28 protein-coding genes are annotated in these 25,115 nt (G+C 40.7%); 2 read left to right on the plus strand and 26 right to left on the minus strand.

The window, feature by feature from the left end; genetic code table 11:
• Positions 1-51 precede the first annotated feature (51 nt).
• The 20 genes from PR683_RS08265 to PR683_RS08360 form a co-directional block, all read right to left on the minus strand.
• On the minus strand, positions 52-753 hold the full coding sequence (locus tag PR683_RS08265) for a helix-turn-helix domain-containing protein (protein ID WP_123382246.1): 702 nt from the start codon (positions 751-753) through the stop codon (positions 52-54).
• 80 nt (positions 754-833) lie between these two features.
• A complete protein-coding gene (locus PR683_RS08270) occupies positions 834-1,139 on the minus strand; it encodes a type II toxin-antitoxin system RelE/ParE family toxin (RefSeq protein ID WP_272571189.1) in 306 nt (101 codons plus the stop codon).
• Entirely contained in the window at positions 1,132-1,374 is a 243-nt protein-coding gene (locus PR683_RS08275) for a type II toxin-antitoxin system ParD family antitoxin (protein WP_004907981.1), read from the minus strand. Before PR683_RS08275 ends, PR683_RS08270 begins: the two co-directional genes overlap by 8 nt.
• 74 nt (positions 1,375-1,448) lie before the next feature.
• Entirely contained in the window at positions 1,449-1,784 is a 336-nt protein-coding gene (locus PR683_RS08280) for a tRNA-binding protein (RefSeq protein ID WP_196718252.1), read from the minus strand.
• Between the two features lie 195 nt (positions 1,785-1,979).
• Entirely contained in the window at positions 1,980-2,306 is a 327-nt protein-coding gene (locus tag PR683_RS08285) for a DMT family transporter (RefSeq protein WP_004907976.1), read from the minus strand.
• 21 nt (positions 2,307-2,327) lie between these two features.
• On the minus strand, positions 2,328-2,756 hold the full coding sequence (locus PR683_RS08290; RefSeq protein WP_004907975.1) for a DMT family transporter: 429 nt from the start codon (positions 2,754-2,756) through the stop codon (positions 2,328-2,330).
• A gap of 61 nt (positions 2,757-2,817) precedes the next feature.
• Positions 2,818-3,483, minus strand: coding sequence for a hypothetical protein (locus PR683_RS08295; protein ID WP_272513238.1), 666 nt, complete (start codon positions 3,481-3,483; stop codon positions 2,818-2,820).
• A gap of 41 nt (positions 3,484-3,524) precedes the next feature.
• Complete coding sequence (locus PR683_RS08300; protein WP_004907971.1) at positions 3,525-4,169, minus strand: phosphate propanoyltransferase; 645 nt, start codon at positions 4,167-4,169, stop codon at positions 3,525-3,527.
• On the minus strand, positions 4,166-4,603 hold the full coding sequence (locus tag PR683_RS08305; RefSeq protein WP_004907968.1) for a BMC domain-containing protein: 438 nt from the start codon (positions 4,601-4,603) through the stop codon (positions 4,166-4,168). Before PR683_RS08305 ends, PR683_RS08300 begins: the two co-directional genes overlap by 4 nt.
• Positions 4,604-4,616: 13 nt before the next feature.
• A complete protein-coding gene (cutD, locus tag PR683_RS08310) occupies positions 4,617-5,567 on the minus strand; it encodes a choline TMA-lyase-activating enzyme (RefSeq protein WP_042851506.1) in 951 nt (316 codons plus the stop codon).
• A 93-nt stretch (positions 5,568-5,660) separates the two neighbouring features.
• Entirely contained in the window at positions 5,661-9,092 is a 3,432-nt protein-coding gene (gene cutC / locus PR683_RS08315; protein ID WP_109912645.1) for a choline trimethylamine-lyase, read from the minus strand.
• 58 nt (positions 9,093-9,150) lie between these two features.
• Positions 9,151-10,281, minus strand: coding sequence for a 1-propanol dehydrogenase PduQ (locus tag PR683_RS08320; protein ID WP_110731649.1), 1,131 nt, complete (start codon positions 10,279-10,281; stop codon positions 9,151-9,153).
• 7 nt (positions 10,282-10,288) lie between these two features.
• Positions 10,289-10,546: a EutN/CcmL family microcompartment protein gene (locus PR683_RS08325; protein WP_004259057.1), complete on the minus strand. Its 258-nt coding sequence runs from the start codon at positions 10,544-10,546 to the stop codon at positions 10,289-10,291.
• A 26-nt stretch (positions 10,547-10,572) separates the two neighbouring features.
• A complete protein-coding gene (locus PR683_RS08330) occupies positions 10,573-12,207 on the minus strand; it encodes an acetaldehyde dehydrogenase (acetylating) (protein ID WP_123382243.1) in 1,635 nt (544 codons plus the stop codon).
• Between the two features lie 70 nt (positions 12,208-12,277).
• On the minus strand, positions 12,278-12,556 hold the full coding sequence (locus PR683_RS08335; RefSeq protein ID WP_004259063.1) for a BMC domain-containing protein: 279 nt from the start codon (positions 12,554-12,556) through the stop codon (positions 12,278-12,280).
• Positions 12,557-12,571: 15 nt separating this feature from the next.
• A complete protein-coding gene (locus PR683_RS08340) occupies positions 12,572-12,856 on the minus strand; it encodes a BMC domain-containing protein (RefSeq protein ID WP_004907958.1) in 285 nt (94 codons plus the stop codon).
• A gap of 20 nt (positions 12,857-12,876) precedes the next feature.
• Positions 12,877-13,155: a BMC domain-containing protein gene (locus tag PR683_RS08345; RefSeq protein ID WP_004249182.1), complete on the minus strand. Its 279-nt coding sequence runs from the start codon at positions 13,153-13,155 to the stop codon at positions 12,877-12,879.
• A 714-nt stretch (positions 13,156-13,869) separates the two neighbouring features.
• Positions 13,870-14,388, minus strand: a complete 519-nt coding sequence (locus tag PR683_RS08350) for a FidL-like protein (protein WP_004907954.1) — start codon at positions 14,386-14,388, stop codon at positions 13,870-13,872.
• Positions 14,385-15,227 (minus strand): transcriptional regulator, encoded by an 843-nt coding sequence (locus tag PR683_RS08355; RefSeq protein WP_115167996.1) that lies wholly within the window; start codon positions 15,225-15,227, stop codon positions 14,385-14,387. The genes PR683_RS08350 and PR683_RS08355 overlap by 4 nt, the downstream gene beginning before the upstream one ends.
• A gap of 79 nt (positions 15,228-15,306) precedes the next feature.
• Entirely contained in the window at positions 15,307-15,879 is a 573-nt protein-coding gene (locus tag PR683_RS08360; protein WP_115168321.1) for a TetR/AcrR family transcriptional regulator, read from the minus strand.
• Positions 15,880-16,181: 302 nt separating this feature from the next.
• Between PR683_RS08360 and PR683_RS08365 the strand changes: the two genes are divergently transcribed.
• Positions 16,182-16,739 (plus strand): NADPH-dependent FMN reductase, encoded by a 558-nt coding sequence (locus PR683_RS08365; protein WP_109912649.1) that lies wholly within the window; start codon positions 16,182-16,184, stop codon positions 16,737-16,739.
• A gap of 241 nt (positions 16,740-16,980) precedes the next feature.
• On the opposite strand, the gene potD is transcribed toward PR683_RS08365, so the two are convergent.
• The 4 genes from potD to potA form a co-directional block, all read right to left on the minus strand.
• The gene (potD, locus tag PR683_RS08370; protein WP_109912650.1) at positions 16,981-18,030 is read right to left on the minus strand and encodes a spermidine/putrescine ABC transporter substrate-binding protein PotD; all 1,050 of its coding nucleotides are present in this window, start codon (positions 18,028-18,030) and stop codon (positions 16,981-16,983) included.
• A gap of 159 nt (positions 18,031-18,189) precedes the next feature.
• Positions 18,190-18,978, minus strand: coding sequence for a spermidine/putrescine ABC transporter permease PotC (gene potC, locus PR683_RS08375; RefSeq protein ID WP_004907946.1), 789 nt, complete (start codon positions 18,976-18,978; stop codon positions 18,190-18,192).
• Positions 18,975-19,838 (minus strand): spermidine/putrescine ABC transporter permease PotB, encoded by an 864-nt coding sequence (gene potB / locus PR683_RS08380; RefSeq protein WP_115167999.1) that lies wholly within the window; start codon positions 19,836-19,838, stop codon positions 18,975-18,977. The genes potC and potB overlap by 4 nt, the downstream gene beginning before the upstream one ends.
• Positions 19,825-20,934, minus strand: a complete 1,110-nt coding sequence (potA, locus tag PR683_RS08385) for a spermidine/putrescine ABC transporter ATP-binding protein PotA (protein WP_004907942.1) — start codon at positions 20,932-20,934, stop codon at positions 19,825-19,827. Before potA ends, potB begins: the two co-directional genes overlap by 14 nt.
• Positions 20,935-21,793: 859 nt before the next feature.
• Here potA and PR683_RS08390 point away from each other — a divergent pair.
• The gene (locus PR683_RS08390) at positions 21,794-23,440 is read left to right on the plus strand and encodes a fumarate hydratase (protein ID WP_109912651.1); all 1,647 of its coding nucleotides are present in this window, start codon (positions 21,794-21,796) and stop codon (positions 23,438-23,440) included.
• Positions 23,441-23,581: 141 nt separating this feature from the next.
• On the opposite strand, the gene PR683_RS08395 is transcribed toward PR683_RS08390, so the two are convergent.
• Together PR683_RS08395 and PR683_RS08400 are read right to left on the minus strand one after the other, a co-directional pair.
• Positions 23,582-24,547: a fimbrial protein gene (locus PR683_RS08395; protein ID WP_109912652.1), complete on the minus strand. Its 966-nt coding sequence runs from the start codon at positions 24,545-24,547 to the stop codon at positions 23,582-23,584.
• A 12-nt stretch (positions 24,548-24,559) separates the two neighbouring features.
• Entirely contained in the window at positions 24,560-25,036 is a 477-nt protein-coding gene (locus tag PR683_RS08400) for a fimbrial protein (protein WP_004907936.1), read from the minus strand.
• Positions 25,037-25,115: the final 79 nt, after the last annotated feature.

Here is a 25,115-nt window from a genome sequence, read left to right on the forward strand (position 1 = left end):
TGCTGGCAAGGCAGCTAATTTTTACCGTAAAATAAAATTTAGAATAAATAGCTACTCTAAATTAACACTCTGCAAACGATATTCATTCGGCGTTTTGCCATAAAATTGGCGAAATGCGTGACTAAATGAGGAATGTGAGTCATAACCCACTGCTAATGCAATTTGTTCTATTGATGTGTTGGTTAATAACAAGCTCCCTGCCGCTTCCATACGTTTTTGTAATAAAAATTGCATCGCTGTTAATTGTGCTTCTGCCTTTATTTTTCGTTGAAGCGTACTCACTGACATACAAAAAGCGGTCGCCATATCTTCACAACTAATAGGATGATGTAAACGCAGCTCCACCCATTGAGAAACTTCATCAATCCATTTTTTTTCAGGTTTTAACTGGGCCAATAACAAACGGGCAACAGTAAAATTATGTTCGGGAGCTTGTGGAAAACTTTGCAGCCAATTCAAAAAACCGACTGCGGCAGGTGTCAGAGTAAATTCCGTCATTTTTTCACTTAATGCCCATTGTGCTGTGGCTGGCATTTCTAATACATAATTTTGATTGCCTACCTGTCCACTAAAAGCGTGATTAACACTTGGCGGGATCACCATCCCCTTGCCTGCATTGAGTAAAAAATGCTGGCGATACATATTGATTTCCATTTGCCCAGATAACGACAGAATAACTTGCCACTGCCCATCATGTTGATGAGAAATGACTTCGTTCGAATATTGGCGAAAATGAAGCTCAGGCAATCGCAAAGGGTTATACTCCCACAGTCAATGAATAGTAAGAGTATAGGGCTATTGGCAGCAATATAGCTATAGAAGAAGTGACCAGCCTATTTAGCAAATTCATCAAAATAGAAGTGTTTCAGCGGTTCCATTTGCTGGTGAAGAACACGTATAACAAAGATATCGTTGGTTCTATGTCGATAAAAAATGACATGCTTAGAATGATTATAACGTCTAATTCCCACTGAAATTTCCGCACACTCCAGTCCTATCAAAGGATTGGAGCTAAGCATTTCTAATACGCAATGTAAACTTTTTGTATACTCATCCGCTTTCCTGACACCAAAATTGATTAAAGTATATTCAAATATTCCTTCAAAATCTTTAGCGGCTAAGTTAGAAAGTTTATACATTATGTGCATTCTTCACTTTCTTGGCGATATCGTGGAGTGTTAATGATGATTCACCGCTTTTTTCACCGGCATCAATTAGCATCTTTAATGCTGCCGTTTGTTTTTCTTGAGCTTCAAGTAAACGCAGTGCGGAGCGAACGACTTCACTTGTAGAGCCATACCTTCCAGACGAAATCAGTTGATTTACAAATTCATCTAATTGCGCTCCGATTGTCACACTTGTGGTACGAGCCATAGGATCACCTTTGTGTTAATTATTAACACAAATATTTTAGTGGGTTATCGCTATAAAATCAATCCATGTAGTCATTAGGCTAGAAGCGCACCATTCGGCAAAGGTAAGTTAAACTCTGCAAGGACAATTGCCCCTGTTTCATCGGGAGCCCCGGTAATTAATACTTCAGATTTGATCCCCGCGATTCGCTTAACCTCAAAATTGCACACGCATAACACCTGCTTACCAATCAAATCTTCTGGCGTATAATTGACGGTGATCTGTGCGCTTGAGCACTTGATACCCAATTCACCTAGGTCGACTTCCATCACATAAGCTGGTTTTTTGGCTTTACTGTTAATTTGTGCACTAACAATGGTACCCACACGCATTTCAACACGAGTAAAATCATCCCATTCAATAATTTGCATAAATTTATTCCTGAATTAAATTGCTTATGTGTAATAAATTAACATATAACAGATTTGGCTTTTTATCGCCAAAACGTCATTTTATGTAGCCAGACCATCATGAGTTAAGAAGATAAGCAAAAAATAGCCCTCATTAGAAATTGAGGGCAAAAGATACAAGACAGGAAATAGGTTGAAATAAAAATTTCTTGTTAATTACATTGTTGAAAATGTATTCATAATGATCCCACCAGAGATAATTAATCCCATCGCAAATACCGCTGGAAAATCCGGTTTTTGTTTATATAAAATCATAGAAACTAAAGTTACACCGACAATACCAAACCCACACCACAGTGAATACGCAACACCGACTGGGATATAACCCATTGCACGAGTTAAGGCAAAATAGCATAAACAATAAGCAATAATAACTAATACCGATGGACCTAATTTGCTAAAGCTATTAGTCTTTTTAATCATTGAGGTGCCCGTTATTTCAGAGCCAATAGAAAGCGCTAACCATAAAAATCCAGTAAACATAATATTCCCCTTAGCGTTGATTTAATGAGCAGTGTTATTTTTTGCGGATATTAATGAAGACTCAGTTTCATCTTTCGATGATTCTGTTTCTTCTGGGTCATCTGAGCCCATCTTGGAGAATAGATTCATGATCACAATACCACTTGCAATCACCACCATTCCAATTATGGCCGCAGTATCTGGATGTTGACCATAAAACAACATGCCCAGCGTAGAAACCATTAAAATTCCTGTACCTGACCATGTAGCATAAGCTAAACCAACAGGGATATATTTTACTGCGCGAGAGAGTGAGTAATAACAAATAACATACAGTACAACGATTAATGCTAATAATAATGATTTGGTCATACCTTCACTGTTATCAAACATTTTTAAGGTCGATGTGGCTGAGGTTTCAGAAATAATAACCGCCAGCATCCAAAGCCATGATTTTGCTTTAGGGGACATAGATAATACTCCTACGATAAATAGAAAGATTAAAATTAATTTTTAATTTGATTAAATAGCTTTATTTTTTAAGAGACTTTAAATAATCGATTGCTGAATCTGTTAATTTATTTTCATTCGCACAGTACCCCCTAGGGTTATTCATTACTTCTTTTAAAGTAATATAGCGACTTGGGTGTTCATTATTTATTTCAGGTTTTAAACATTCAGAAAGTTCATTCGTTGATATTTTCTTTTCTATTTCATTTAATGAATCGAAATGAATACCTAACTTGATAGCCTTACTAATATTTTCTTTAATCAGACGATTATAATTTTCATTTTTATTTAAACCTAAAACCTGACTTAATTCACTTTCAGGGCAGCAATGGTATTTCAATGCCAATATAGGCATGTTTTGTGATAAGGCACACAAGACTAATTCACTTTCTTCACTGGCAAACAAACCATTGGCTATCTCACCAACTACTTTTGCATCAATAAAAGGTAAAAACAGGCTGTCATAATGACTTAACCCATTTATTGATAAGGTGTTTTTATTTATAACACTTCCCAGTTCAGCCCATTTTTCAACTTGGGAAGACTGAAGCATGGATGCGGTGGCATAAAAGGAAAAAGCCACAGACTCTAGCTGTGCCAGCCTTTGGTAAATGGCTTGCTGGTACCCCTCAACTGGCGATAGCACAACCAAAACTTGTCGCTTTAACTGACGTAAAACTTGCTGCACAATTTGTTCAATCAGTTTTTCGTTCATTTTGCCACCATCCCTTAACCCGCGATGAATACGCTATCGTTATTACGTAATCCCGCAGCATTTGCCTCATCAGTATCGATATGAAACTCAAGGGAAAATCGCTCATCAACCCTCACGACAACCTCATCGAACACCAAGCGACGCTCACCTTCTGTACGGATATTCACTTTTTGCCCATTCACCACATTTAAGGCTCTCGCATCCATCACACTCATATGAATATGGCGCTGAGCACAAATGACTTGTGATTCAAGATTGACATGCCCTGCGGGGCCAATCAGTAAAGCATTGCCTGAACCTGCCATGTCACCAGACTCTCTTACCGGCGCTTTTATACCAAGGGCAAAGCAGTCGGCCTTAGACACTTCGAGCTGCGTTTTTGGGCGAACGGGTCCCAATACTCTGACTTTGCTAATCGACCCTTTTGGCCCCACCACCATGACGCATTCTTTCGCAGCAAATTGCCCCGGCTGTTTTAAATCTTTGAATGGCGTTAGCTGATAACCTTGGCCAAACAAGGCTTCAACGTCCTGCTGTGAAAGATGAACATGGCGGTTAGATATTCCGACAGGGATAGCAATGTTAGCGACACCTGCTTGTGCTGGTGTGTAAGCTGAAAGCCGAGCCAGTATTTTCCCCATCAATTGCTCATTCATCATGATTTTTTCCCTTTACGCGGGTCATTTTTGACGTCTTTCGCATTGATGTCGGTTTTGACTTCAGCCACTGGTGCTTCCGTTTTAGTTTCAACGACCACTTTTTCCACTAGTTTTTCGGCTTTCACTTCCGGCTGAATACTTTTCTCTAATTCGCCTTTTTTGCTTTTCACGGTAAGCAGTTTGCTGATAACACTTTCTTCTGGGCGAGCAATGACTAATGAGCCGACTAATAGTTGGCTATTCGCGATGACCTCAATGCCGTGGTCAACCGCAGTACGAACCGCACTGATTTCCCCTTGAAAACAAACGGATACCAGTCCAGAACCTATTTTTCGATAACCTACAATTTCTACGCTGGCTGCTTTGCATGCCGCATCTGCAGCCTGTATAGCGGATGTCAGTCCCCGAGTTTCAATTACGCCTAAACTTTTCATCTGTCTCTCCTACTTAGTGACGAACCAGTCGAATATCGAAATCAAATTGTTTGAAGAATGCTTCAAGTTGGTCTAATTCTTCTGCACTATAGGTTGGGTCTTGCTTAACGGGATAAATCATATCCAGCTTGTCGTATTTACCACGCCCCAACTGGTGATAAGGCAGAATATCGATGCGTTTTACATTGCCGCGTTTGGACAATTCCATCGCATAGTGAATCGCCCCCGTGATGGCATCAAAGGAGTCGTTATAACCACGAACGAGTGGCATTCTGACGACGACGTTCGCACCGAGATCAACCAGTCTTTCGAGGTTGCGGCGAACATTTTCATTACCAATGCCGAATAGGTTTTTATGCTGAACAGTATCAATGTGCTTAATGTCATAGAGGAACAGGTCGACAACTTCAGATAACTTTTCATAATTTTCTAATGATGTCGTCCCTTGGGTTTCTATCGCCGTATTGATCATCATTTTTTTACACTCCCGCAGCAGCGCGACGGCAAAATCGGTTTGTAGGCTCATTTCGCCACCACCGATTGTTACGCCACCACCAGAAGAAATATAAAAATCATAATCTTGCATAATGATGTCCATCATTTCAGCTACCGTGACATCTTTCCCCATGATGTCTAACGCGCCACCAATACACACCTCTTCGCATTTACGACAACCAATGCAGTCAATGCTGCGATTCACACGGTGAATTTGTTCACCTTGGTCATTAATGGTTTTGTAGTGGATCCCTGTAGGGCAGACATCAACACATTTCCCACAATTGACGCATTTATCGTGGGAAAACATCACTTGGAACTGGCTGCTTAACCCTTCAGGGTTAGCACACCAAGGGCAACGAATATTGCACCCTTTTAAGAAAATCAGCGTCCGAATACCGTCGCCATCATAAATCGAGTATTTTTGGATATTAAATATCCGACCTTTAATTTCTGCCGCGCTCATCATTGCACCTCTAAAATCAGTTCAAAATTTATTATTGTTGTTATTAAATAGCCGGTATGACATGGCAGGTATGAAGCCATACCTGCCAGCGTTGATTTAGAACTTCTCAATCACAGTACGGCTAATAATTTCATCTTGAACCTCTTTACAAAGTTCGACGAAGTAGGCACTGTAACCTGCAACACGAACGATTAAATCACGATATTTTTCAGGCTCTTGCTGGGCTTTTTTCAGCATTTCGTTATCGACATAGCTGAACTGCATTTGGCCATTGCCTAAGATAGACGCGGTTCTCAACAAGGTGATTAAACCGTGACGACCTTCTGGTGTGTCCAATAAGCCTTTTAAGAACTTAAAGTTATGCACCATGCCAATGTTCATCGTTTCAACATTCATTTTACTGATTGATTTAATGATGGCAGTTGGGCCTTGTTTATCCGCACCTTGTGTTGGGCTGATACCATCTGATAACGGCATCCAAGCCAAGCGACCGTTGGCACTCGCGGCGGTTAACTCACCAATCGGCGTGTTGTTAGAGATGGATAAGGTTCCGTGGCTCAGTGTTGAATACAACATGTCGTACTTCCGGCACTCACGCTCTGTCCACTCCGTAATATCCAGCGCATATTGGTCAACGTAGTCATCATCGTTACCAAATTTAGGTGCATTTAAGCAGTCACGGCGTAGTTCGTCGTAGCCTTCAAAGTTTGCTAATAAGCCATCACGAATTTGCTCAAGTGTGTAGCGGCCATCTTCGTAAACCAATTTGCGAATAGCGACAATCGAGTCAACATAGGTCGCCAGACCAGAGAAAATCAGCCCTGGGCCGTGGTTGATCATCGCCCCACCTGCCGCAACGTCCTTGCCTTTTTCCATACAGCCTTCCACCAGCAAGGACATTAATGGTTTTGGTGCCACATCACGGTGAACACGTTGGCTGATGACGGTACCGATAGCGGATAAGCGAACAATATGAGCTATCTGCGCTTTCACAGCATTATCAAAGTCTTCGAATGTTTTTAGCTCACGTAAGTCACCGGTATCTAAACCTTGATAGCTATCGAATAACACCATGCGGCCACGGTTTAATACGAATTCAATCGCAATTGGCCATTGGGTGTAACCCGTTGAAGTCCATTGATAAATACGGCCAGATTTCTGTGGCTCTACACAGCCCATCAAGCAGTAATCACGCGCATCTTCAAAGTCAAAACCTTTACGCAGCATCATTTTGATGTGGGAATCATCGAAGTGACAGGCAGGGAAGCCCATACCGGCTTTCACCACATCAACGATTTTTTCCATGTATTTCTGTGGTGATTGGTTATGAATACGGCAAGCCAGAGATGGCTGATACACTTTAACAAAGCGAACCGCATCCATAATTAAGTAGGTTAAGTCGTTACATGCATCGCCACCTGAACGTTTTTGTCCACCCACTGTTAAGTTGATAAATGGCTGATAACCTGCGAAATATTTCGCGCCTAATTCACTCGACATCCACATTAATTCCGCACATTTGATAATAAATGCCTGCATCATTTCTAATGCTTGGTCTTGGGTTAAGCGGCCTGTTTTGATGTCGTTTTCGTACATTGGTAAGCAATATTGGTCAAGACGTCCCAAAGAAAGGCCAGTTTGGTTTTCTTCGATTTCAAACAGTGACTCAACTGTCCAAATGCTTTGTAATGCTTCTTGTAACGTCACCGGCGGATTCGCTGGCACGTTTTCGTTGACTTGTGCGATAGTCAGCAATTCTTCACGGCGTTTTTGGTCTGACTCCAGCACCGCTAATTCGCGAGCATGGGCAGCAATGCGGTGTGAATACGCAATCACCCCTTCACAGGTTTCAATTGACGCTTTATAGAAATAAATGCGATCAATATCATCAGGGTTTTCCATGCTTAATTCAGCCAGTTTCGCCTGAGCATCTGCTTTGATGCCATTCATTCCTTTGGTGAATAACAACACGTCATAACCGGGGCAAGTATCCCCACCGCCATTGATTTGGTGATAAGACAAGTCACTGACGAAAGTTTCACCACTGAATTCCCAGACTCCCGCTTCACGGTATTGAGCTTCACAAATTTCATCCAGTGAACGGCCTTCCCAGAATGGAGCGATTTCCTCGCGGATCACTTTTTTATCTTCTTCAGAGATAACAAACGGATCTTGTGGACGTGTGCTCATTGTATCGAGTTCTTCGACTACCCAGCGCCATGCGATATCCGGTGAGAATGCACCTGCGCGGGCTTTACCACATGGATGCCCCACAATCAGCTCTTCAGGTTGAATTAAGATTGGTGCAGTTTCACAAGCACGGCGGAATGCTTTCGCACGCAATAAAATTGGCGGTAAACCTGGGTTATTTTTGACAACTTCAGTAAAAGCGAGTGCGCGGTAGATAGACACGCTTGGACGCGCTTCTAAGTAACGGTTACGCAAGCGCTGTAAGCGAGGCGTTAAACCTTCCATGACTTTGAATTCAGTTTCAGCTTGAGCTGCCGGCGCAACATAGCTGGCATTTGGTGCTGCATATTGCGGCTGAACGCTATTTTTTCCACAATATAAACGGACTTTCAATCCATTATTGATAGCGCTGATGTTTTCATGTGCGGATAACATCATGGCTGATAATTCGTTAAGGCATACGCGTGGGTCATTCAGATAAATGCCGTCTTTCAATGCATCAAACATTGGGTAGCCATCAACTTGCTTGGTTGAGCGAACTTCAGAGAGTTCAGCCAGTTTCAACCATAAGCTTTCTACAATTTCATAAGCTTGTGCTTGGGTCAAACGGCCTTGTTCAATATCACGTTGGTAGAATGGATAGACCGCTTTATCGAATCCCATTGGGTTAACGGCATAGCTACCATTTTCTAAATGCAGGATTAATTGAAGTAAGTAGAAAGCTTGGCACGCTTCTTTAAAAGTTTGCGCCGGTTTTGCCGGTACATTGCGTAAAATCGCTGCACTTTCTTGTAATTCTGCACGACGGTATTGATTAGATTCTGCCGCTGCCATGCTCTCTGCTTTAGAAGCTAAAGCTTGTGCAAAATGAATGGCCGCATCACATGCGTAAATTGCCGAACGGCAGTTATTTGCCTCATCAATACTATTGCGACTGACCGCACTACCAATGTTTCTAACTTTGTTCTCTAACTGTGCTTTGATAGCTAAAAAGCCGATGTTTAATACCGCTAAGTAATCTGGCGCATCGATGGTGCTATCGCCAGCTAAAAAGGTATAAATACTGTGGCTATTGATTTCATTTTCAGTATGAAAAATCGCTCCGCGAGGGGTCGATGATTGGCTACCAATAATCAGCTCATCTTGAGCAATAAATGCCGGAAAATGACGGATAAATTCATAAAAACGTTGGGCAGGTTTAATCGCCTGCGGTGCGCCAGACAGTTGGTTGCCAAGCGCTTCTAAAATATTGGCACGTTCAGTAATAATTGAGCTGTTGCGGGCACTTAAGCGTTCAGCCAGCATTTTTACGCGTGGGGTCAAAGCATATTTATTCATGTTAGCCTATCCTGATGTTCTTTCTAGTTTGTTGTTCATCACATAAAAGCGTTAACTGTTAAAAAGACTGTCTATACAGCACTTCCAGTTGCACCTTGCTCACATCCCGTGGATTGGTCGGAGTGCAACTATCGCGCAGTGCTTGCCCAACCATTTCCCCTAAACGGGCGTTAAAATCGAATTCATTAGTGCCGGTTGCTTGAATGCCTTTTGGCATATTCATTTCATCTTTCAATACGTTGATTGCCACAATTAGGCTTTCAACACCTTCACGTATTGTTGAGGCAGGTAAACTTAAATTTTTTGCGAGATGGGCATAACGTTTTGCAGCTTCGTTATCGCATCGCCCTTCTAAATCCGCATTGAAAGCCACGACTTGCGCCATCAACAACGCATTGGCACGGCCATGAGGAATATGGAATACGCCGCCTAATGCATGGGCTAAGCTATGCGTTATTCCCAATGAGGCATTGGTAAAAGCCATTCCCGCAATACATGACGCGTTATGCATTTTTTCGCGAGCCACTAAGTTGCTACCATCGCGATAGCAGTCAATTAAATGGCCGAACACTAATTGCACCGCTTTTTCAGCTAAGGCATCAGAAAAGTCAGATGCAGTGCGAGAAACATAGGCTTCTAGCGCGTGGCATAGCACGTCCATACCTGTGTCTGCCGTAATAGAAGCGGGTACTGACTTCACCAGTGCAGGGTCTAAGATAGCCACATCTGGCAGCATGAACTCATCAACCAAAACCAGTTTTTCAGACTGGGATTTGATCACTGAAAACGACGTCACTTCTGAGCCCGTCCCACTGGTAGTTGGGATGGCAATAAACTGTGGTTTAACGCGGCTGACGTCTTTTTTTGTGTGCCAGAGGGAGTAAATAACAGCTTTCGCAGCATCAATAACCGACCCACCACCGAGTGCAATCACCACATCTGGATATTGCATATCCATGATTTTCATACCGTTAACAATGGCTGAAATATCAGGATCTGGCTTAACATCATCGTAAATTGAAAATGTGATGCCACTTTGGGTTAACCTGCGAGTGACTTCATCGGCTAAGCCAAACTTCACCATCGCTTTGTCAGTGACGATAAAGGCATGGTGAGCACTCATGTGTGAGATAAAGTCCAATGCATTCGCACCGAATTGAACTTTAGGTTTAATCAAAAACTGGTTCATGCTGTTTTTACTCCTTGGTATAAACCTTCTCAACAATGGCAACCACTGACATGGCTTTGTAATTGTCTTTATTCAAAGCGAAGTAAGCTTCAGCTAAAACAATGTCGTTAATACCTGCGCCAACACTGTCGACTGCCACATACGTTTTGTTTTTCAACGGTTCAAGGTCATCCCCTAGCTTGGTTACCATCAATAAGTTACTGCCGCTAAGTTCTTGGCATTTCTGCGTTGCAACAACATGTCCAACTACCTTTGCGAGGATCATGGTTTATACCGCCTTATTCCAATAAGTTACTTATTTAGGCGTCCGAGAACGGCCTTGATGATTTGCTCAACATTTTCTTCAGTAATATCACCTTGAGAAACCACTGCCTCAGCAATCGCAGCCGTCGTTGCCGTACTGCCAAATCGGTCGTCGCCTGTTGGGTTAGCAGTCACCGCTGACGTTGTCGCTGCAACAGGGTTACGGAAGCGGTTATCATCAAAAATGCTGACTTGCGGTTGATTGCCAGCTGCTGATACCGCTGGCTGGGTAGAAGTACAAGACTGGGCGGGCTGTCTTAAATCATCAATGGAACGTACGCCATAACCGACTTTACGGATGTTCAGCAAGTTCATCGGGCCGACGTTATCGGAGCTAGAGCCACCACCTACTGCGCCACAACCCAGTGTTAACGCTGGCGTGATATTGGTCGTTGCGCCGATCCCACCCAATGCAGCCGGTGTATTAATCAAAATGCGATTAACGGGTTTTTCCAGAGAAAATTGACGAATAACATCTTCGTTTTGTGTGTGAATAACCAAAGTATGGCCGAGACCTTCATTGGTCAGTAAGTCAACTACACGGTGACAAGCTGACTGCCAGTCTTCCTCGATATACATCCCTAAAATTGGGCATAATTTTTCCCGGGAGTATGGGTTTTTCGGTGATACCGTGTCTTGCAGAGCAATCAATACACGCGTATTAGCTGGAACAGTGAAACCTGCACGCTGGCTTAATGTGATGGCATCTTTACCCACCACTTCTGGGTTGATAGTGCCATTCGCTCTTAGCAGCATGGATGCCATGCGTTTCGCTTCGTCTTCATTCATGAAGTAAGCGCCTTGAGCGAGCAGTTCACGATGAACTTCGTTGTAAATGCAACGTTCTACAATGATGGATTGTTCTGAAGCGCAAATGACACCGTTATCAAAAGTTTTACTGGTGATGATGTCACTCACCGCTTGTTTGATATTGGCGCTACGTTCAATAAATGCAGGGCCATTACCTGGACCGCCACTAATGGTTGGTGTACCGGATGCGTAAGCTGCGCGTACCATGCCTTCACCTCCCGTTGCCAAAATTAAAGAAACGTCTTTGCTGTGCATCAGTTCTTTCGTTGCTTCAAGAGTCAACATCGTGACGCCATCCACAATACCCGCTGGTGCCCCTGCTTCTAATGCGGCTTTTTTGACAATTTCTAATGTACGAAAACTACAGGCTTTCGCATTTGGGTGAGGGGAAAAGACAATGGCATTACCTGCCTTCAAGGCAATCAACGTTTTGTAGATGATGGTAGATGTTGGGTTAGTAGAAGGTACTAACGCCGTAATCACACCAAGAGGGACACCCACATCCATAACTTTGTTGATTTTGTCATCATTAATGATGCCAACGGTTTTGAGATCTTTAATGTGTTCATAAACACGTATTGAAGCAAAAGTGTTCTTCAGGACTTTATCTTGCCACTTACCGAACCCTGTTTCTTCATTGGCCATTTTTGCCAGCTCTTCTGCATGAAGTGCCGACTCAATCGCGATGTGCTTAACAATACTGTCGATTTTTTCCTGCGAAAATGTCGCAAATTCTTTCTGTGCTTGTTTCGCGTTTCTAACCAGCTCTCTTGCTAGTTGTCTGGATTGCAGATCTTTATCTAATGCAACCATGTCTTCCCCCGTATCGGAGTCAAAAATTAACTCATTAACTTGTGGTTTTATTTACTAATCAGCCAACAACTTAGGCTTTGTGTTGCTGTGCAATTTTGCCAATATCGTTGTGTGGTCTTGCAATAACACGTGAAGTCACCACAGTTCCGATACGTTTTGCCGCCTCAACACCAGACTCAACAGCAGCGTTAACGGCACCGACATCACCTTTAACCATTGCTGTTACTAGCCCTGAACCCACATTTTCATAACCAATTAGCTCAACATTCGCGGCTTTACACATGGCATCAGCAGCTTCAATACACGCCACTAAACCTTTGGTTTCAATTAGACCAAGTGCTTCTTTCATAAGTAATTTCCTGTTTTATTCCGTGACTTTATACTGGGAGACGATTTTTTGGATATCGTTATGAGGACGTGCGATAACCAAAGATGTCACGACGGTGCCAACGCGAGAGGCAGATTCAACACCTGAATCTACGGCAGCTTTCACTGCGCCCACATCGCCCTTGACCATGGCGGTAACTAAACCTGACCCAACATTTTCATAACCAATCAGCACAACGTTTGCGGCTTTGCACATCGAGTCCGCAGCTTCAATACAAGCCACTAACCCTTGAGTTTCAATAAGACCTAATGCGTCACCCATGTTTTTTCCTCCGGAAAAAGTTATGCCTTATGTTTAATAACGATTTTGTTGATATCGTTGTGTGGACGCGCAATGACCAGTGAAGTCACGACTTCGCCAACACGTTGAGCTGACTCAACGCCTGAATCGACAGCCGCTTTGACTGCACCCACATCGCCTTTGACCATCGCAGTCACGAGGCCTGAACCGACATTTTCATAGCCAATTAGCTCAACATTCGCCGCTTTGCACATGGCATCCGCCGCTTCAATACAAGCCACCAGACCTTTAGTTTCAATAAGACCTAATGCATCACCCATTGTTGTTTCCTCCGAAAAGCCTTCTTTGTTTTTCTTTACCGCTGATGCTTCAAGTTGATGTGTCCGAGTACATGTCCCTTGAAGAATCTGGGTAATCATTTACGCCAATGGTGTCTGCGCGGTGATTTATTGAACGCAGCCTTTGGCTTCAAACTCACTATAGAGCTGAAAAATAAAAACAAAATATAAATCCACGCATTCATTATAATTAGTTTTTTACTCTGAAAATTAGAGTAATTTAGTAGTCGATTCATATAACCATGCTAAAAAAAATAAAAATTCACGTATCTATCTGGAGAGTGAAAATGGATAAAAAACAGAATTGATGTTAATCAATGGAATTGTTAACAAGATATTATCGAGCTGATAAGTGGGGGTAATTTAGAGAGTAATAACTGTGGGGCGGCTCACCTGCTTATAAGCTTTGCTAAGCCGTTGTTGATAGAATAGTTGATTCTCTGTTGCAGGATATCAGAATAAAGCACATAAATGCGGTTGGGCTAATGACGGTAAAAAATGTAACACACATCTAGGTGACAAGAGTAAATTAGCGCCGTCAGTCGTAGTACAATTTGATGTATCGTGCAAATATACAAGGCGGCTAAAGCTGTATCGTGTCACAATAATTTAAGTTCATGGAGGAAGGTAAATAGCCTAGATAACTCAGGAAGGGATCAATAAAATACCTCGTCTCGCCTTTTAATCATCCTGCGATTAATCAAACTTACTGCCCGGCTTGAGTGTACAAATATAAAGAGGGGAATTGATTGAGCTTAGTAATAAGGCTTTGTCATTGAGCTTTTGCGCATTCAGAAACAAACCGTCATGGCTATCTGACATTTCTCGCATAAAGTAATCAAATATTACATCGGGAGATTCATCAATAGAAGAAGCACTCGCTTCCCATTGGCTAATATTATAGTGTCGTTCAGTAGGCGAAATGCGCTTTGTCGTATAGTTAAATTTCACATAGCGTTGTAAATACAACCATCCCGCTTTGGAATCGGTATAACCTTCTACTACAATTGATCCTTTTCCATTCGCGCCAAAATTGAAGTGAATATTGCCATTAACGTTTTCATCTTTCATGTTTTCAAAACGCATGATGCCTTTCGTGGAACACACCATTAAACCATCTTGTTTATTTGAAAATAAAACCGATTGAGTGTAAATCACTACAATAATAAATAGTAAAAAGCTCAGTAAGCATAATACTTTTCCTGATATCTTCATGATGGTTTCCAAGAATAGTAAAAGTAATTATCGCAATAGCTAAAGGGATTGTCTTCATTGACTGCGCAATGCGCTAGGAACACTCGCCCCAGTCCATTTGTTTGCAGTTTATCGCCATAGAAAAAAACAAATCGTTCTTTCTCAACACATTCTAGATTTAAGTTATCTCTTACTTTATCAAAGTTTTGTACATAGTTTAGTGCTACGGTGTTATTGATCATTTTTTCATTCGATAACACATCACAATTAGTATGCTCAAGTACCGTCATGTTAATCGGCACTGACGGTTGGTTTGATAAATAAGCCATCGTCGCGAGTAAAACAGAACACAATAAAAAAGCACCACTAGCGAGATACCAACAAATTTCTTTTTTTTCTGGCGTCAATGTTGATTCTATTCTTTGGGGATCTTTAGGGACAGAAATGGGTTTGGGAATTGGAGATAAAACAACCGCTGCTGCTTCTATTTCACTTAAGCTAGTTATTAATTCAGTCTGAGGAATTTTAATATCATCAATTAATTCAAGGGAAACATCGGAATTAAATTCTAATCGCCCACGAGCAACTGTCACAATAATATTTTCAATACCATATGGGCGAAATGCTTTTCTTAATATACTTAGGTATTGGTTTAAATTACTGTTCGATGAAACTAATCCATTATCATCCCATACCGCTTTTAATACCTCATCTCGAGAAACAACGCCTTTGTGTTGAATAAAATAAAATAATAATGCATTGGCAGTTATCGACAGCTGTGTATCCACCTCATCTTCTTTTAAAGATAAAGTGCCATCAACTGCATCATATAGAATGAAAGCATTGATTTTATATTTCACTGTCGCCTCATGTGCTTATTTTATGAATAAAATTGCACTACCGTTATTATTACTATTTTTACTTATGTACTGTTTTTACTTATGGAATTTTTTCAAATGATATTGCCGTTAGCCGACTAACAATCGCATCACGTTCTTGCTGTGATAATGTTTCTCCCTCAGTCAATGACGAAAGCCATAACCCATCAGCCGCATAACGTACTAACGCCCCTAAATAACTGTTATCAAACTCATCGCCCTTCGCTAAATGGTTGGCTACCCAATCTCGCCAACACTGGCGTAATACAGGCTCAGTTGGCATCGCTAAGGACAGTAAGGCAAGTTGAAAACTTTCATCTGACTCTTTTAACTCACCGATGTAATGCAAATACGCACGAGAAAAGCGTCCATAAGTGTTTTGGTCATTCTCCATAATGATATTTATCCGCTCATCCATAATTTCCAGCAATTGAAGGAAAAGGGCATGAATAAGCTCTTGCTTCGAGGGAAAATGGTGCATCAATCCACCTTTACTGACACCCGCTTCTCTTGCTACTGCATTGAGAGATAACGAAGAAATCCCTTCTCTACCCGCAATAATACGAGCAGCTTTCAGTAGCTCCACTTGAAGCTTGATTGGGTCTTTTTTTCTATGCTGCGCGGATTTGTTCATGCGATGAATGATACCGACCAGTCGGTATGTTTCATTTTGACTAAAATCAAGTAACCCTGATTTGTTCATGGGTAAATCTAAATAGTGGAAGAGGACTCACAATATCGAATTATGAGCTGTTGTATCCCCATAGTTAATTTTAAAATATCAATTTTTTTTGATGCCCATTGACTTAATTAATTTAACTTAGTTTTGCACACATTCAGATTATGATGTTTAATGATAACAACGAAATAAAATTCTGAAGAAATAATATCGGTTTGCAATATTCCTAATTAACTATCCGTGAAAGAGGTTTTATCATGTCAAATCAATACAATATTGGCGTTATTGTTGGTAGCTTACGTGCTGATTCTTACAATTTAGTTGTCGCTAAAGCCATAACTAAATTATTCCCCGCGAATTTCACGTTTAACTTTATCAATATTGGTGAACTACCTCTCTACAACCAAGATGCAGACCAAAATGTGCCCTCAGTTGTGGCCAATTTTAAATCTCAAATTAAAGCTTGTGATGGCATTATTTTTGCCACCCCTGAATATAACCGTTCAATGCCTGGCGTATTGAAAAATGCAATAGACCAAGGTTCTCGTCCATGGGGAGATAACTCGTGGGATGGTATTCCAGCAGGCGTTTTAGGTGTTTCTATTGGTAATATCAGCACAGCAATTGCCCAACAGCACTTACGCAACAGCCTGGCATTTTTAAATATGCCGACCATGAACCAGCCTGAGTGTTTCCTAAAATGGTATGACGGTATGGTCGATGAACAAGGTAACATCTCACCAAAAAGTAAAGATTTCCTACAACCGTGGGTAGATACCTTTGTGAAATTTGTTGGCCATAATGCCAAACATTAGCCTTTAAAAAAGCATCACGATTGTGATGCTTTCAGACTGCTGCCAAACCTATTATGTTTGGCAGTAAGTCTAATAGGTTTTGAAAATAAATTAGGAAAATCAATTTATTGATTTTCAGCTGATAACACAAAGCGGGAAAAACCACGCTTTTATCGCGCTTTGTCAACAACCTCAAGGCATCACGATTGTGATGCCTTTGTTTTATCTTCAAACACTATTTGGCTTACTACTAAAACAGCAATTAACGCCCTGCTTTGAGCTTTTGGAAATACTCTTCATACAGGATATTGGTATTCCCCACGTCGCTTTGCCATTCGCCTTTTTGCAGAACTTCTTCACTTGGATAAAGTGATGGGTCATTGGCAATCTCAGCAGGTAATAATTTTTTAGCGGCTAAATTTGGTGTTGGGTAACCAATAGATTCAGCCACTTGAGCCGCAATTTCTGGACGCAATAAGAAATTAATTAGCTTATGAGCCCCTTCCACATTTTTTGCATTGGCGGGAATCGCTAAGCTATCCATCCAAAAAATTCCGCCTTCTTTTGGCCATACCACTTCAATTGGTAAGCCTGCTTGCCGTGCAACGAATGCAGAGCCATTCCATAACATACCGACATCCACTTCACCTTCAATAAATGGCGTCGCTGGGTTGTCAGAGTTAAAGGCTAGAATATTTGGACGTAATTTTTGTAGCTCTTTATACGCCTCTTCAATTTGTTTCGGGTCAGTGGTATTACCTGAATAACCTAACTTGGTGAGCGCAACTTGGAAAACTTCCCGTGCATCATCCATCATCAGCAGGCTATTTTTATATTCAGGTTTCCAAAAATCCGCCCATGAGGTGACAGATTGTGGGTCAACCGCTTCACCGTTAATACCAATCCCCGTAGCTCCCCAAATATAAGGTACAGAATAATCATTATTCGGGTCGAATTCTTTATGAATTAAGTTTGGATCAAGATTTTTAAAATTGGTCAGTTTGCTTTGATCAATTTTTTGTAGCATCCCTTCTTTACTCATTTTGGCAATAAAATAAGTCGAAGGTACCACCAAGTCATAAGCCCCTTCTTTATAGGTCTTTAACTTGGTATACATACTTTCGTTTGATTCATAGGTGGAGTAAATCACCTTGATGCCAGTTTCTTTGGTGAATTGCTCTAATAAACCGGGGGGAACATATTCTGTCCAGTTATAGAAATACAGTACGTCTTTGTTATCGTCAGCGGCAGTTGCCGTGCCAATACTTGCAGCCATTAACCCTGCTGCCAGTAGGTAGGACCATTTTTTCATTACTGAGTTTCCCTCAACAAAGTGTTTTTTATCCCTATATACATCAAGTAACCACTTGAGTTATTTAGGGCATATATCTTATAGGCTAAATGAAGCCCACCCTCTCGCCGCATGGCATCAAAAAGGCGCTGTTATAGAAAAACCAGCGCTACCAATCGTTTATGATCTCGCTTTTTTCGAGTATTTATCCCGCATCACCCATTGACTTAAACAAACAAGTAGCAAGGACATAATCAACAACACTGTCGCCAAAGCATTTACTTCTGGGGAAACCCCAACTTTTACCATTGAATATATTTTCAGTGGCAAAATTTCATAGCTTGGCCCCGTGACAAATGACGAAACCACCACATCGTCCATCGACAATGTAAAGCTCAGTAACCATCCTGCCACAACCGCGGGTAGCGCTAATGGCAAAATGATTTTTCTTAAAATAGTAAACTCACCCGCACCAAGGTCACGTGCTGCTTCTAGCATTTTTACATCAAAATCCTTTAACCTTGCATACACTGTCACCACCACAAAGGGTAAACAAAATGTAATATGGGAAAAAAGTAATGACCAAAAGCCTAACGAGACCCCAAGGATCATAAATAGAACCAATAACGAAATCGCCATAACGATATCAGGGGACATCATTACCACAAATAACATACCACCGACGAATGGTTTCCCTCTAAAACGATAACGAAATAATGCGACAGCCGTTAGTGTACCAATGGCTGTTGCGAAGGTCGCCGATAAAACTGCCATGGTTAATGAATGCCCTGCGGCTTCTAATAAGCTATCGTTATTACTTAGTAGCTCATACCATTTGGTCGAAAACCCTTGCCACTGAATACCAAAACGCGATTCATTAAAGGAATTAACAATCAAAATGATGATTGGAATATAAAGATAAGCGTAGATGATGGCCATAAAGCCACCACGCAGAGTACGTCCGATCATTCTTCATATGCCTTTTTATTCAGAAGCTTAGCTGCTCGGTAATACACATACAGCAATAATCCCATCATCGCCGTGAGGAAAATGCTTGTTGCTGCCCCGAATGGCCAATCTCGAATATTTAAGAACTGGCTCTTAATCACGTTACCAATCAGTAGATTTTTCGCACCACCCATTAAATCCGCCACATAGAACAGCCCCATTGCAGGTAATAAAACCAGCAAGCAACCTGCAATAATTCCTGGCATCGTTAAAGGAATGATGATTTTTACAAACCGTTGAAATTTATTCGCTCCGAGATCCTTTGCAGCTTCTATATATGACTTATCCAACTTTTCAATACTTGAATACAGTGGCATCACCATAAACGGCAACAATATATAGATAAGGCCTAATATTACGGCCTCAGGTGTATACATAATTTTCAATGGTTTATCGATAATACCAACCCACAGTAAAAAGTCATTTAAGTACCCTTTGGTACTAAGAAAAACTTTTAACCCGTAAATACGAATCAATGAATTGGTCCAAAATGGCACAATTAACAAAAATAGCATCAACGGTTGTATCCGTTTCGGTAACCTTGCCAATATAAAGGCAAATGGATAGCCGATAACCAAACAGAAAAAGGTTGCTATCACCGCCATATTGAGCGAGTGCAACATGACCTCTGCATACATCGGGTCAGACAAGCGAATGTAGTTATCCCATGTAAAAACTAAGTCAACTAAGTTGGTGTCACTGCGCGTCAAAAAGCTAGTGCCAATAATCATAATATTAGGCAAAAAGACGAACAGCAGCAGCCAGGCGACCACCCCGGTGATAATAACGTTCTGCAAAATTTTATGCTTACGAATGATCATCCAGAACTACCTCCCAACTTTCAACCCAAGTTACAGCAACTTTTTGGTTAAGGGAGTGGTCGACATCGGGGTCATCTTCATTGAAGAATTCGCTTACCATGACAATTTTGCCATCTTCCATTTCAACCACTGAATCTAACGTCATGCCTTTATAGTTACGCTCACGAACGTAGCCAATCAGCCCCGGATAGTTATCTGCATCATTCACCTCTTCAACACGTAAGTCTTCAGGACGTAATAACACACTAACGTGCTGCCCTTCTTTGACAGAGAGCTCGGTAAAAATATCGCATTCGTGGCCTTCAACATTGGCACGAATACGTTTATCATCAATGCGATACAATACTTTCGCATCAAAAATATTAATTTCACCAATAAATTGAGCAACAAACAGGTTTTTTGGTTCCTCATAGATTTCACGAGGTGTTCCGTCTTGCTCAATTTTCCCTTCACGCATCACAATGATTCGATCAGACATAGCTAAGGCTTCTTCTTGATCGTGAGTCACAAAAATAAACGTGATCCCCAGTTTTCGTTGAAGCGCTTTTAGCTCATTTTGCATTTGTTTGCGCAGTTTGTAATCAAGCGCAGACAATGATTCATCCAGTAATAGGACTTTCGGGCGATTCACTACCGCACGGGCTATCGCCACACGCTGTTGTTGACCACCAGACAGTTGGTTGGGTCTACGCTCAGCAAAATCTTCTAGCTGCACCATACGTAAGGCTTGATCGACACGTTTTTGGATTTCAGCCGCAGGCGTTTTTTGCATGCGTAGGCCAAATGCCACGTTGTCGAAGACTGTCATATGAGGAAATAAAGCGTAGCTTTGGAATACGGTATTTACAAAGCGGTTTTCCGCTGGAATATCCGTAATATCTTGACCATCAAGAATAATTTGACCATCATCGACATCTTCCAGCCCAGCAATAAGACGTAAAACCGTCGTTTTACCGCAACCAGAAGGCCCCAGAATGGTCAAAAACTCACCGTTCTGAATGGTTAAGTCAAGCTCAGAAATAATTTGTTTGCCATCAAAACCTTTACTTAAAGATTTTAATTCAATGAGTGGTGTCAGAGAGGTTGTCTCAGTCATTTATTATACACTCTATCCCTAGGAATAATGCAGATAGAACCGCCACCGTTAAAGACTGTATAAGCTTGTCGGAGGTTTACTCTGTCGACTTAAGTAACATGAGTAACTAATTTTCCCCAGCAAAGCCCAAAACCAGTAGCGCCATTTAAACTTCATAAGGCATGCATGATAAACACTGTTTTTGCAAATTGAAAGCCATTTTCACAACTTCGTTTGCCTTTCATTATGAATTATCAATAAATAAAACAGATTTTTTAGAAAAATAAGCGACATAGCGATCTATAGAATCAGTCTGTCTATATCTATAGATTTACATGAAAAATCGGAAGGCAAAACTTAAGTCAAATTCAATGAAATTCATAGAGTTAAAGTGATTCATAATAAAAATAATAATAATTATGGAATTAATAGTTTTTATTAATTTTAAATTTTTAATTCATATATTGAATGATATAAGCTTTAATTCAAGTTTTTATGATGATTATATCTGCTAGATATATATCGTGATTACACATGAAAAAAGCTAATAACTGGCAACATCTATAACAAATAATTAAAGTCGCAGTTAATAATATTATTATGTGATTTAAATCTAATTTTTATTAATCCTTGTTTTTTATCTCAATAAATTTAACCAACATCATATTATCCTTTGCATCTCTTTGAATATAATAATCAAATTTATATAATTTCAAGCTAAACTGTAACTTTTAGTGACTTATTTTGTAATTTTTGTTTCATTATTACACCTATAAATTTTACTTTGTATCTTTCGAGTTAAACCAATTAAAGAATAAGCATAAACCTACGGGTGATTATTTTTGGAAATTCCACTGAAATTAATATGTGAGTGAGCAAAATGGCCAATAAAGCGTTTTTTTACCAAGAACCTTATCCATTATCTGAGGATAAAACCGAGTATTTCCAAGTCTCTGATAAATATGTTTCTGTAGAACAATTTGCAGGCAAGCAAATTTTAAAGATTGAACCTGAAGCATTAACCCTCCTTGCGGAACATGCAATTTATGAATCCCAGTTTTTTTTAAGGGCTGCGCACCAAAAACAAGTCGCTGCTATCTTACAAGACCCAGAAGCCAGCGAAAACGACAAATATGTGGCATTGCAATTACTTCGCAATGCTGAAATTTCTGCAAAAGGTATTTTGCCAAACTGCCAAGATACCGGCACCGTTGCGGTTGTTGGGAAAAAAGGCCAACAAGTTTGGACAGACTGTGATGACGAAGAGTACCTGTCACGAGGGATTTACAACGTCTTCCAACACGAAAACCTGCGTTTTTCGCAAAATGCACCGCTAGATATGTTTAATGAAGTCAATACAGGTACAAACCTGCCAGCACAGTTTGACATTTTTGCGACCACAGGTGATGAGTATCACTTCCTGTTTGTCAATAAAGGCGGCGGTTCTGCAAATAAATCAGCACTTTATCAAGAAACAAAAGCAACCTTAACACCAGCTAAGTTAAAAAATTTCTTAATTGAAAAAATGAGAAATTTAGGAACAACAGCTTGTCCACCTTATCATATTGCTTTCGTTATCGGTGGCACCTCTGCGGAAACAACACTGAAAACAGCCAAACTCGCCTCAGCGAAATACTACGACAATCTGCCAACCACGGGTAATGAATATGGCCGAGCTTTCCGTGATATTGAGCTAGAAAATGAGTTATTAGAAGCGTCACGTCATCTTGGCTTTGGCGCCCAATTTGGTGGTAAATATTTTGCTCACGATGTGCGTGTTATTCGTTTACCTCGTCATGGCGCCTCTTGCCCAATCGGTTTAGCCATTTCTTGCTCGGCTGACCGAAATATTAAAGCTAAAATCACCAAAAGCGGTTTATGGCTTGAAAAAATGGAGCATAACCCAGCCCAATACATTCCTGAATCTATGCGTCACCAAGCTGAAGGAAAAGTGGTGCATATCGACCTCAACCGTCCAATGAAAGATATTTTGGCTGAGCTAAGTAAACACCCTGTATCGACCCGTGTTTCCCTCAGTGGCCCACTGATCATCGCTCGAGATATTGCGCATACCAAGCTTAAAGAACGTTTAGATAACGGCGAAGAATTACCACAATACTTTAAAGACCACATGGTCTATTACGCAGGGCCAGCCAAAAAACCGGAAGATATGGTTTCTGGTTCTTTAGGCCCAACAACGGGTAACCGAATGGACCCCTACGTTGACCTGTTCCAATCCCACGGTGGTAGCATGATAATGTTGGCGAAAGGCAACCGAACTCAAGCGGTAACCGATGCATGTAAGAAACACGGCGGTTTCTACTTAGGTAGTATTGGTGGTTCAGCAGCAATACTGGCGCAAGAATATGTGAAAAGCTTAAATTGCCTTGAGTACCCAGAATTAGGCATGGAAGCAATTTGGAAAATGGAAGTTGAAGGGCTGCCAGCATTCATTCTCGTTGATGACAAGGGCAATAACTTCTTTGAACAAGTCCAAAATGAGACTTGCAGTAAATGCGTTAAGTAATATTTGCCACTCTAGCGCAATGGAATGCGCTAACTTTCGTTAGCCTGTATGATTATGTTACATAGTCATACAGTTACATAGTAAAAGAGCAGGCCAAAAACCCGCTCTTTTATTATCACTCACATCAATGCATAACTAACATCAATAATAGTTAATTCGAACAATGGTTGAGGCGTTAAATCCTCCCGTTTTCACCGTTCCCGCCTTTTTAATGGTTGCACTATAATCACGCGTTACTGATGTGCTTCCTTGCGGTAAACTGCCGAAAAATTGGAAGTAATTGAATTTTATCTGATTACTTTTATCATCCATAATTGTCAAATTGGTTCCATTTTTCAAATCAATCGCATATTCGCCATTTAATGGATCGGTTGTTTCAAAATTGATATTCATCGAGAAGTTATCAAGACAACCTCTTTTCACTGCTTGAACTTGAAAATCTTTTTTAAATTCTTTCCCTTGATTCAATTCTGTGATCATTAACTGGCCAAAATCAATTTGCTGTGATTCTGGGAAAACTTTAATATCCGCACCACATTTTAAGAAACGAATCCCTCGTAACCCAGATATCGAATAGCGTAAGTTTTTCGCTCCCGGTGTCGTATTGATCCCCCCGCTCCCATCAAATTGGAAAACCGTAAATTGGTTATCACCTTCATAATTCCCAGACGGCGGGACCGTACCTGTTACCTTAATATATAAATTAAATGTGACAGTCACAGTAACGCTTTGCTTGCCACTAATTGGCGGTGTTCCCAAGCTGACTTTTTGTTTATCACGCTCAAGTTGTTCACCTTGGTAGTTAGCTCCAAGTAGTAATCCTGTCCCTAATTTTTGTGATGTCGGGTTAAAATACATATGAACAACGTCAACCATATTACCGAGTACGTTATCGCAATAAACAGTGACTGTTAATGGGTCAGATTGCCAAATAACCGTTCCCGCAGGTGTATCTGAAGGAATCGCTAATTGCCCAACCGGTACCGCAGGTTTAATGACGACTCCAGTCCCAGCTTCAACACAATCTAAAGCAAATGTTTTTGGGCTAATAAAAACGAACAGAAATAAAATATAAAAACCATATTTTTGAATAAACGTGTGTATCATGATTTATACACCTTATATGTAAGTAATATTTAAGGTAATTTGCGTTTTAATATTACCCACTGTTAATTCATTTCTTGGCAGATAACTCTCTAGCATGGAATAAATCGTAATTTGCTGGTTATCATCAAAATAGATGGGATAACTGCGGTATTCTCCATTAGGAACAATATTGCCATCTTTATCCATCAAACGAATGCCATAGCCATTTAGAATGGTTTTACCACCAAATAAATTGCGGTCTGTACTTTCAGTTGGCTCTGAAATAAACATGATCCGGACAACCGGATCTCTATCATCGCGATCACGTTTTGGAAAAATGCAGTCATCAAATTTCAATTTGATTTCATGCTTAGGGCTTCTGTCCCCAATTTCATTAAAGTAATTCAGAGATATTGGCCCTAATTCAATATTTTGATCTATCGAGTAAAATGAAATCTTACAAGGCAATGCCACCACATTTCCCGTAAAATTAAGATCACCTCTCATCATGCTACTATCTGCATAAGCTTGGCTGGTGCATAGCGATAGCATAAAAAGACATATTGAAAAGTAGCAATTTCTCATATCT

It is taken from the genome of Providencia sp. PROV269, assembly GCF_028477785.1.
Classification (GTDB): Bacteria; Pseudomonadota; Gammaproteobacteria; order Enterobacterales; family Enterobacteriaceae; genus Providencia; species Providencia rettgeri.

Bases quoted from the DNA above. Each gene is read 5' to 3' on its own strand.
- PR683_RS08270 (WP_272571189.1), bottom strand. From the start codon at position 1,139: ATGTATAAACTTTCTAACTTAGCCGCTAAAGATTTTGAAGGAATATTT.
- PR683_RS08275 (WP_004907981.1), bottom strand. From the start codon at position 1,374: ATGGCTCGTACCACAAGTGTGACAATCGGAGCGCAATTAGATGAATTT.
- PR683_RS08280 (WP_196718252.1), bottom strand. From the start codon at position 1,784: ATGCAAATTATTGAATGGGATGATTTTACTCGTGTTGAAATGCGTGTG.
- PR683_RS08285 (WP_004907976.1), bottom strand. From the start codon at position 2,306: ATGTTTACTGGATTTTTATGGTTAGCGCTTTCTATTGGCTCTGAAATA.
- PR683_RS08290 (WP_004907975.1), bottom strand. From the start codon at position 2,756: ATGTCCCCTAAAGCAAAATCATGGCTTTGGATGCTGGCGGTTATTATT.
- PR683_RS08300 (WP_004907971.1), bottom strand. From the start codon at position 4,169: ATGATGAATGAGCAATTGATGGGGAAAATACTGGCTCGGCTTTCAGCT.
- PR683_RS08305 (WP_004907968.1), bottom strand. From the start codon at position 4,603: ATGAAAAGTTTAGGCGTAATTGAAACTCGGGGACTGACATCCGCTATA.
- cutD (WP_042851506.1), bottom strand. From the start codon at position 5,567: ATGATGAGCGCGGCAGAAATTAAAGGTCGGATATTTAATATCCAAAAA.
- cutC (WP_109912645.1), bottom strand. From the start codon at position 9,092: ATGAATAAATATGCTTTGACCCCACGCGTAAAAATGCTGGCTGAACGC.
- PR683_RS08320 (WP_110731649.1), bottom strand. From the start codon at position 10,281: ATGAACCAGTTTTTGATTAAACCTAAAGTTCAATTCGGTGCGAATGCA.
- PR683_RS08325 (WP_004259057.1), bottom strand. From the start codon at position 10,546: ATGATCCTCGCAAAGGTAGTTGGACATGTTGTTGCAACGCAGAAATGC.
- PR683_RS08330 (WP_123382243.1), bottom strand. From the start codon at position 12,207: ATGGTTGCATTAGATAAAGATCTGCAATCCAGACAACTAGCAAGAGAG.
- PR683_RS08335 (WP_004259063.1), bottom strand. From the start codon at position 12,556: ATGAAAGAAGCACTTGGTCTAATTGAAACCAAAGGTTTAGTGGCGTGT.
- PR683_RS08340 (WP_004907958.1), bottom strand. From the start codon at position 12,856: ATGGGTGACGCATTAGGTCTTATTGAAACTCAAGGGTTAGTGGCTTGT.
- PR683_RS08345 (WP_004249182.1), bottom strand. From the start codon at position 13,155: ATGGGTGATGCATTAGGTCTTATTGAAACTAAAGGTCTGGTGGCTTGT.
- PR683_RS08350 (WP_004907954.1), bottom strand. From the start codon at position 14,388: ATGAAGATATCAGGAAAAGTATTATGCTTACTGAGCTTTTTACTATTT.
- PR683_RS08360 (WP_115168321.1), bottom strand. From the start codon at position 15,879: ATGAACAAATCCGCGCAGCATAGAAAAAAAGACCCAATCAAGCTTCAA.
- PR683_RS08365 (WP_109912649.1), top strand. From the start codon at position 16,182: ATGTCAAATCAATACAATATTGGCGTTATTGTTGGTAGCTTACGTGCT.
- potD (WP_109912650.1), bottom strand. From the start codon at position 18,030: ATGAAAAAATGGTCCTACCTACTGGCAGCAGGGTTAATGGCTGCAAGT.
- potC (WP_004907946.1), bottom strand. From the start codon at position 18,978: ATGATCGGACGTACTCTGCGTGGTGGCTTTATGGCCATCATCTACGCT.
- potB (WP_115167999.1), bottom strand. From the start codon at position 19,838: ATGATCATTCGTAAGCATAAAATTTTGCAGAACGTTATTATCACCGGG.
- potA (WP_004907942.1), bottom strand. From the start codon at position 20,934: ATGACTGAGACAACCTCTCTGACACCACTCATTGAATTAAAATCTTTA.
- PR683_RS08390 (WP_109912651.1), top strand. From the start codon at position 21,794: ATGGCCAATAAAGCGTTTTTTTACCAAGAACCTTATCCATTATCTGAG.
- PR683_RS08395 (WP_109912652.1), bottom strand. From the start codon at position 24,547: ATGATACACACGTTTATTCAAAAATATGGTTTTTATATTTTATTTCTG.
- PR683_RS08400 (WP_004907936.1), bottom strand. From the start codon at position 25,036: ATGATGAGAGGTGATCTTAATTTTACGGGAAATGTGGTGGCATTGCCT.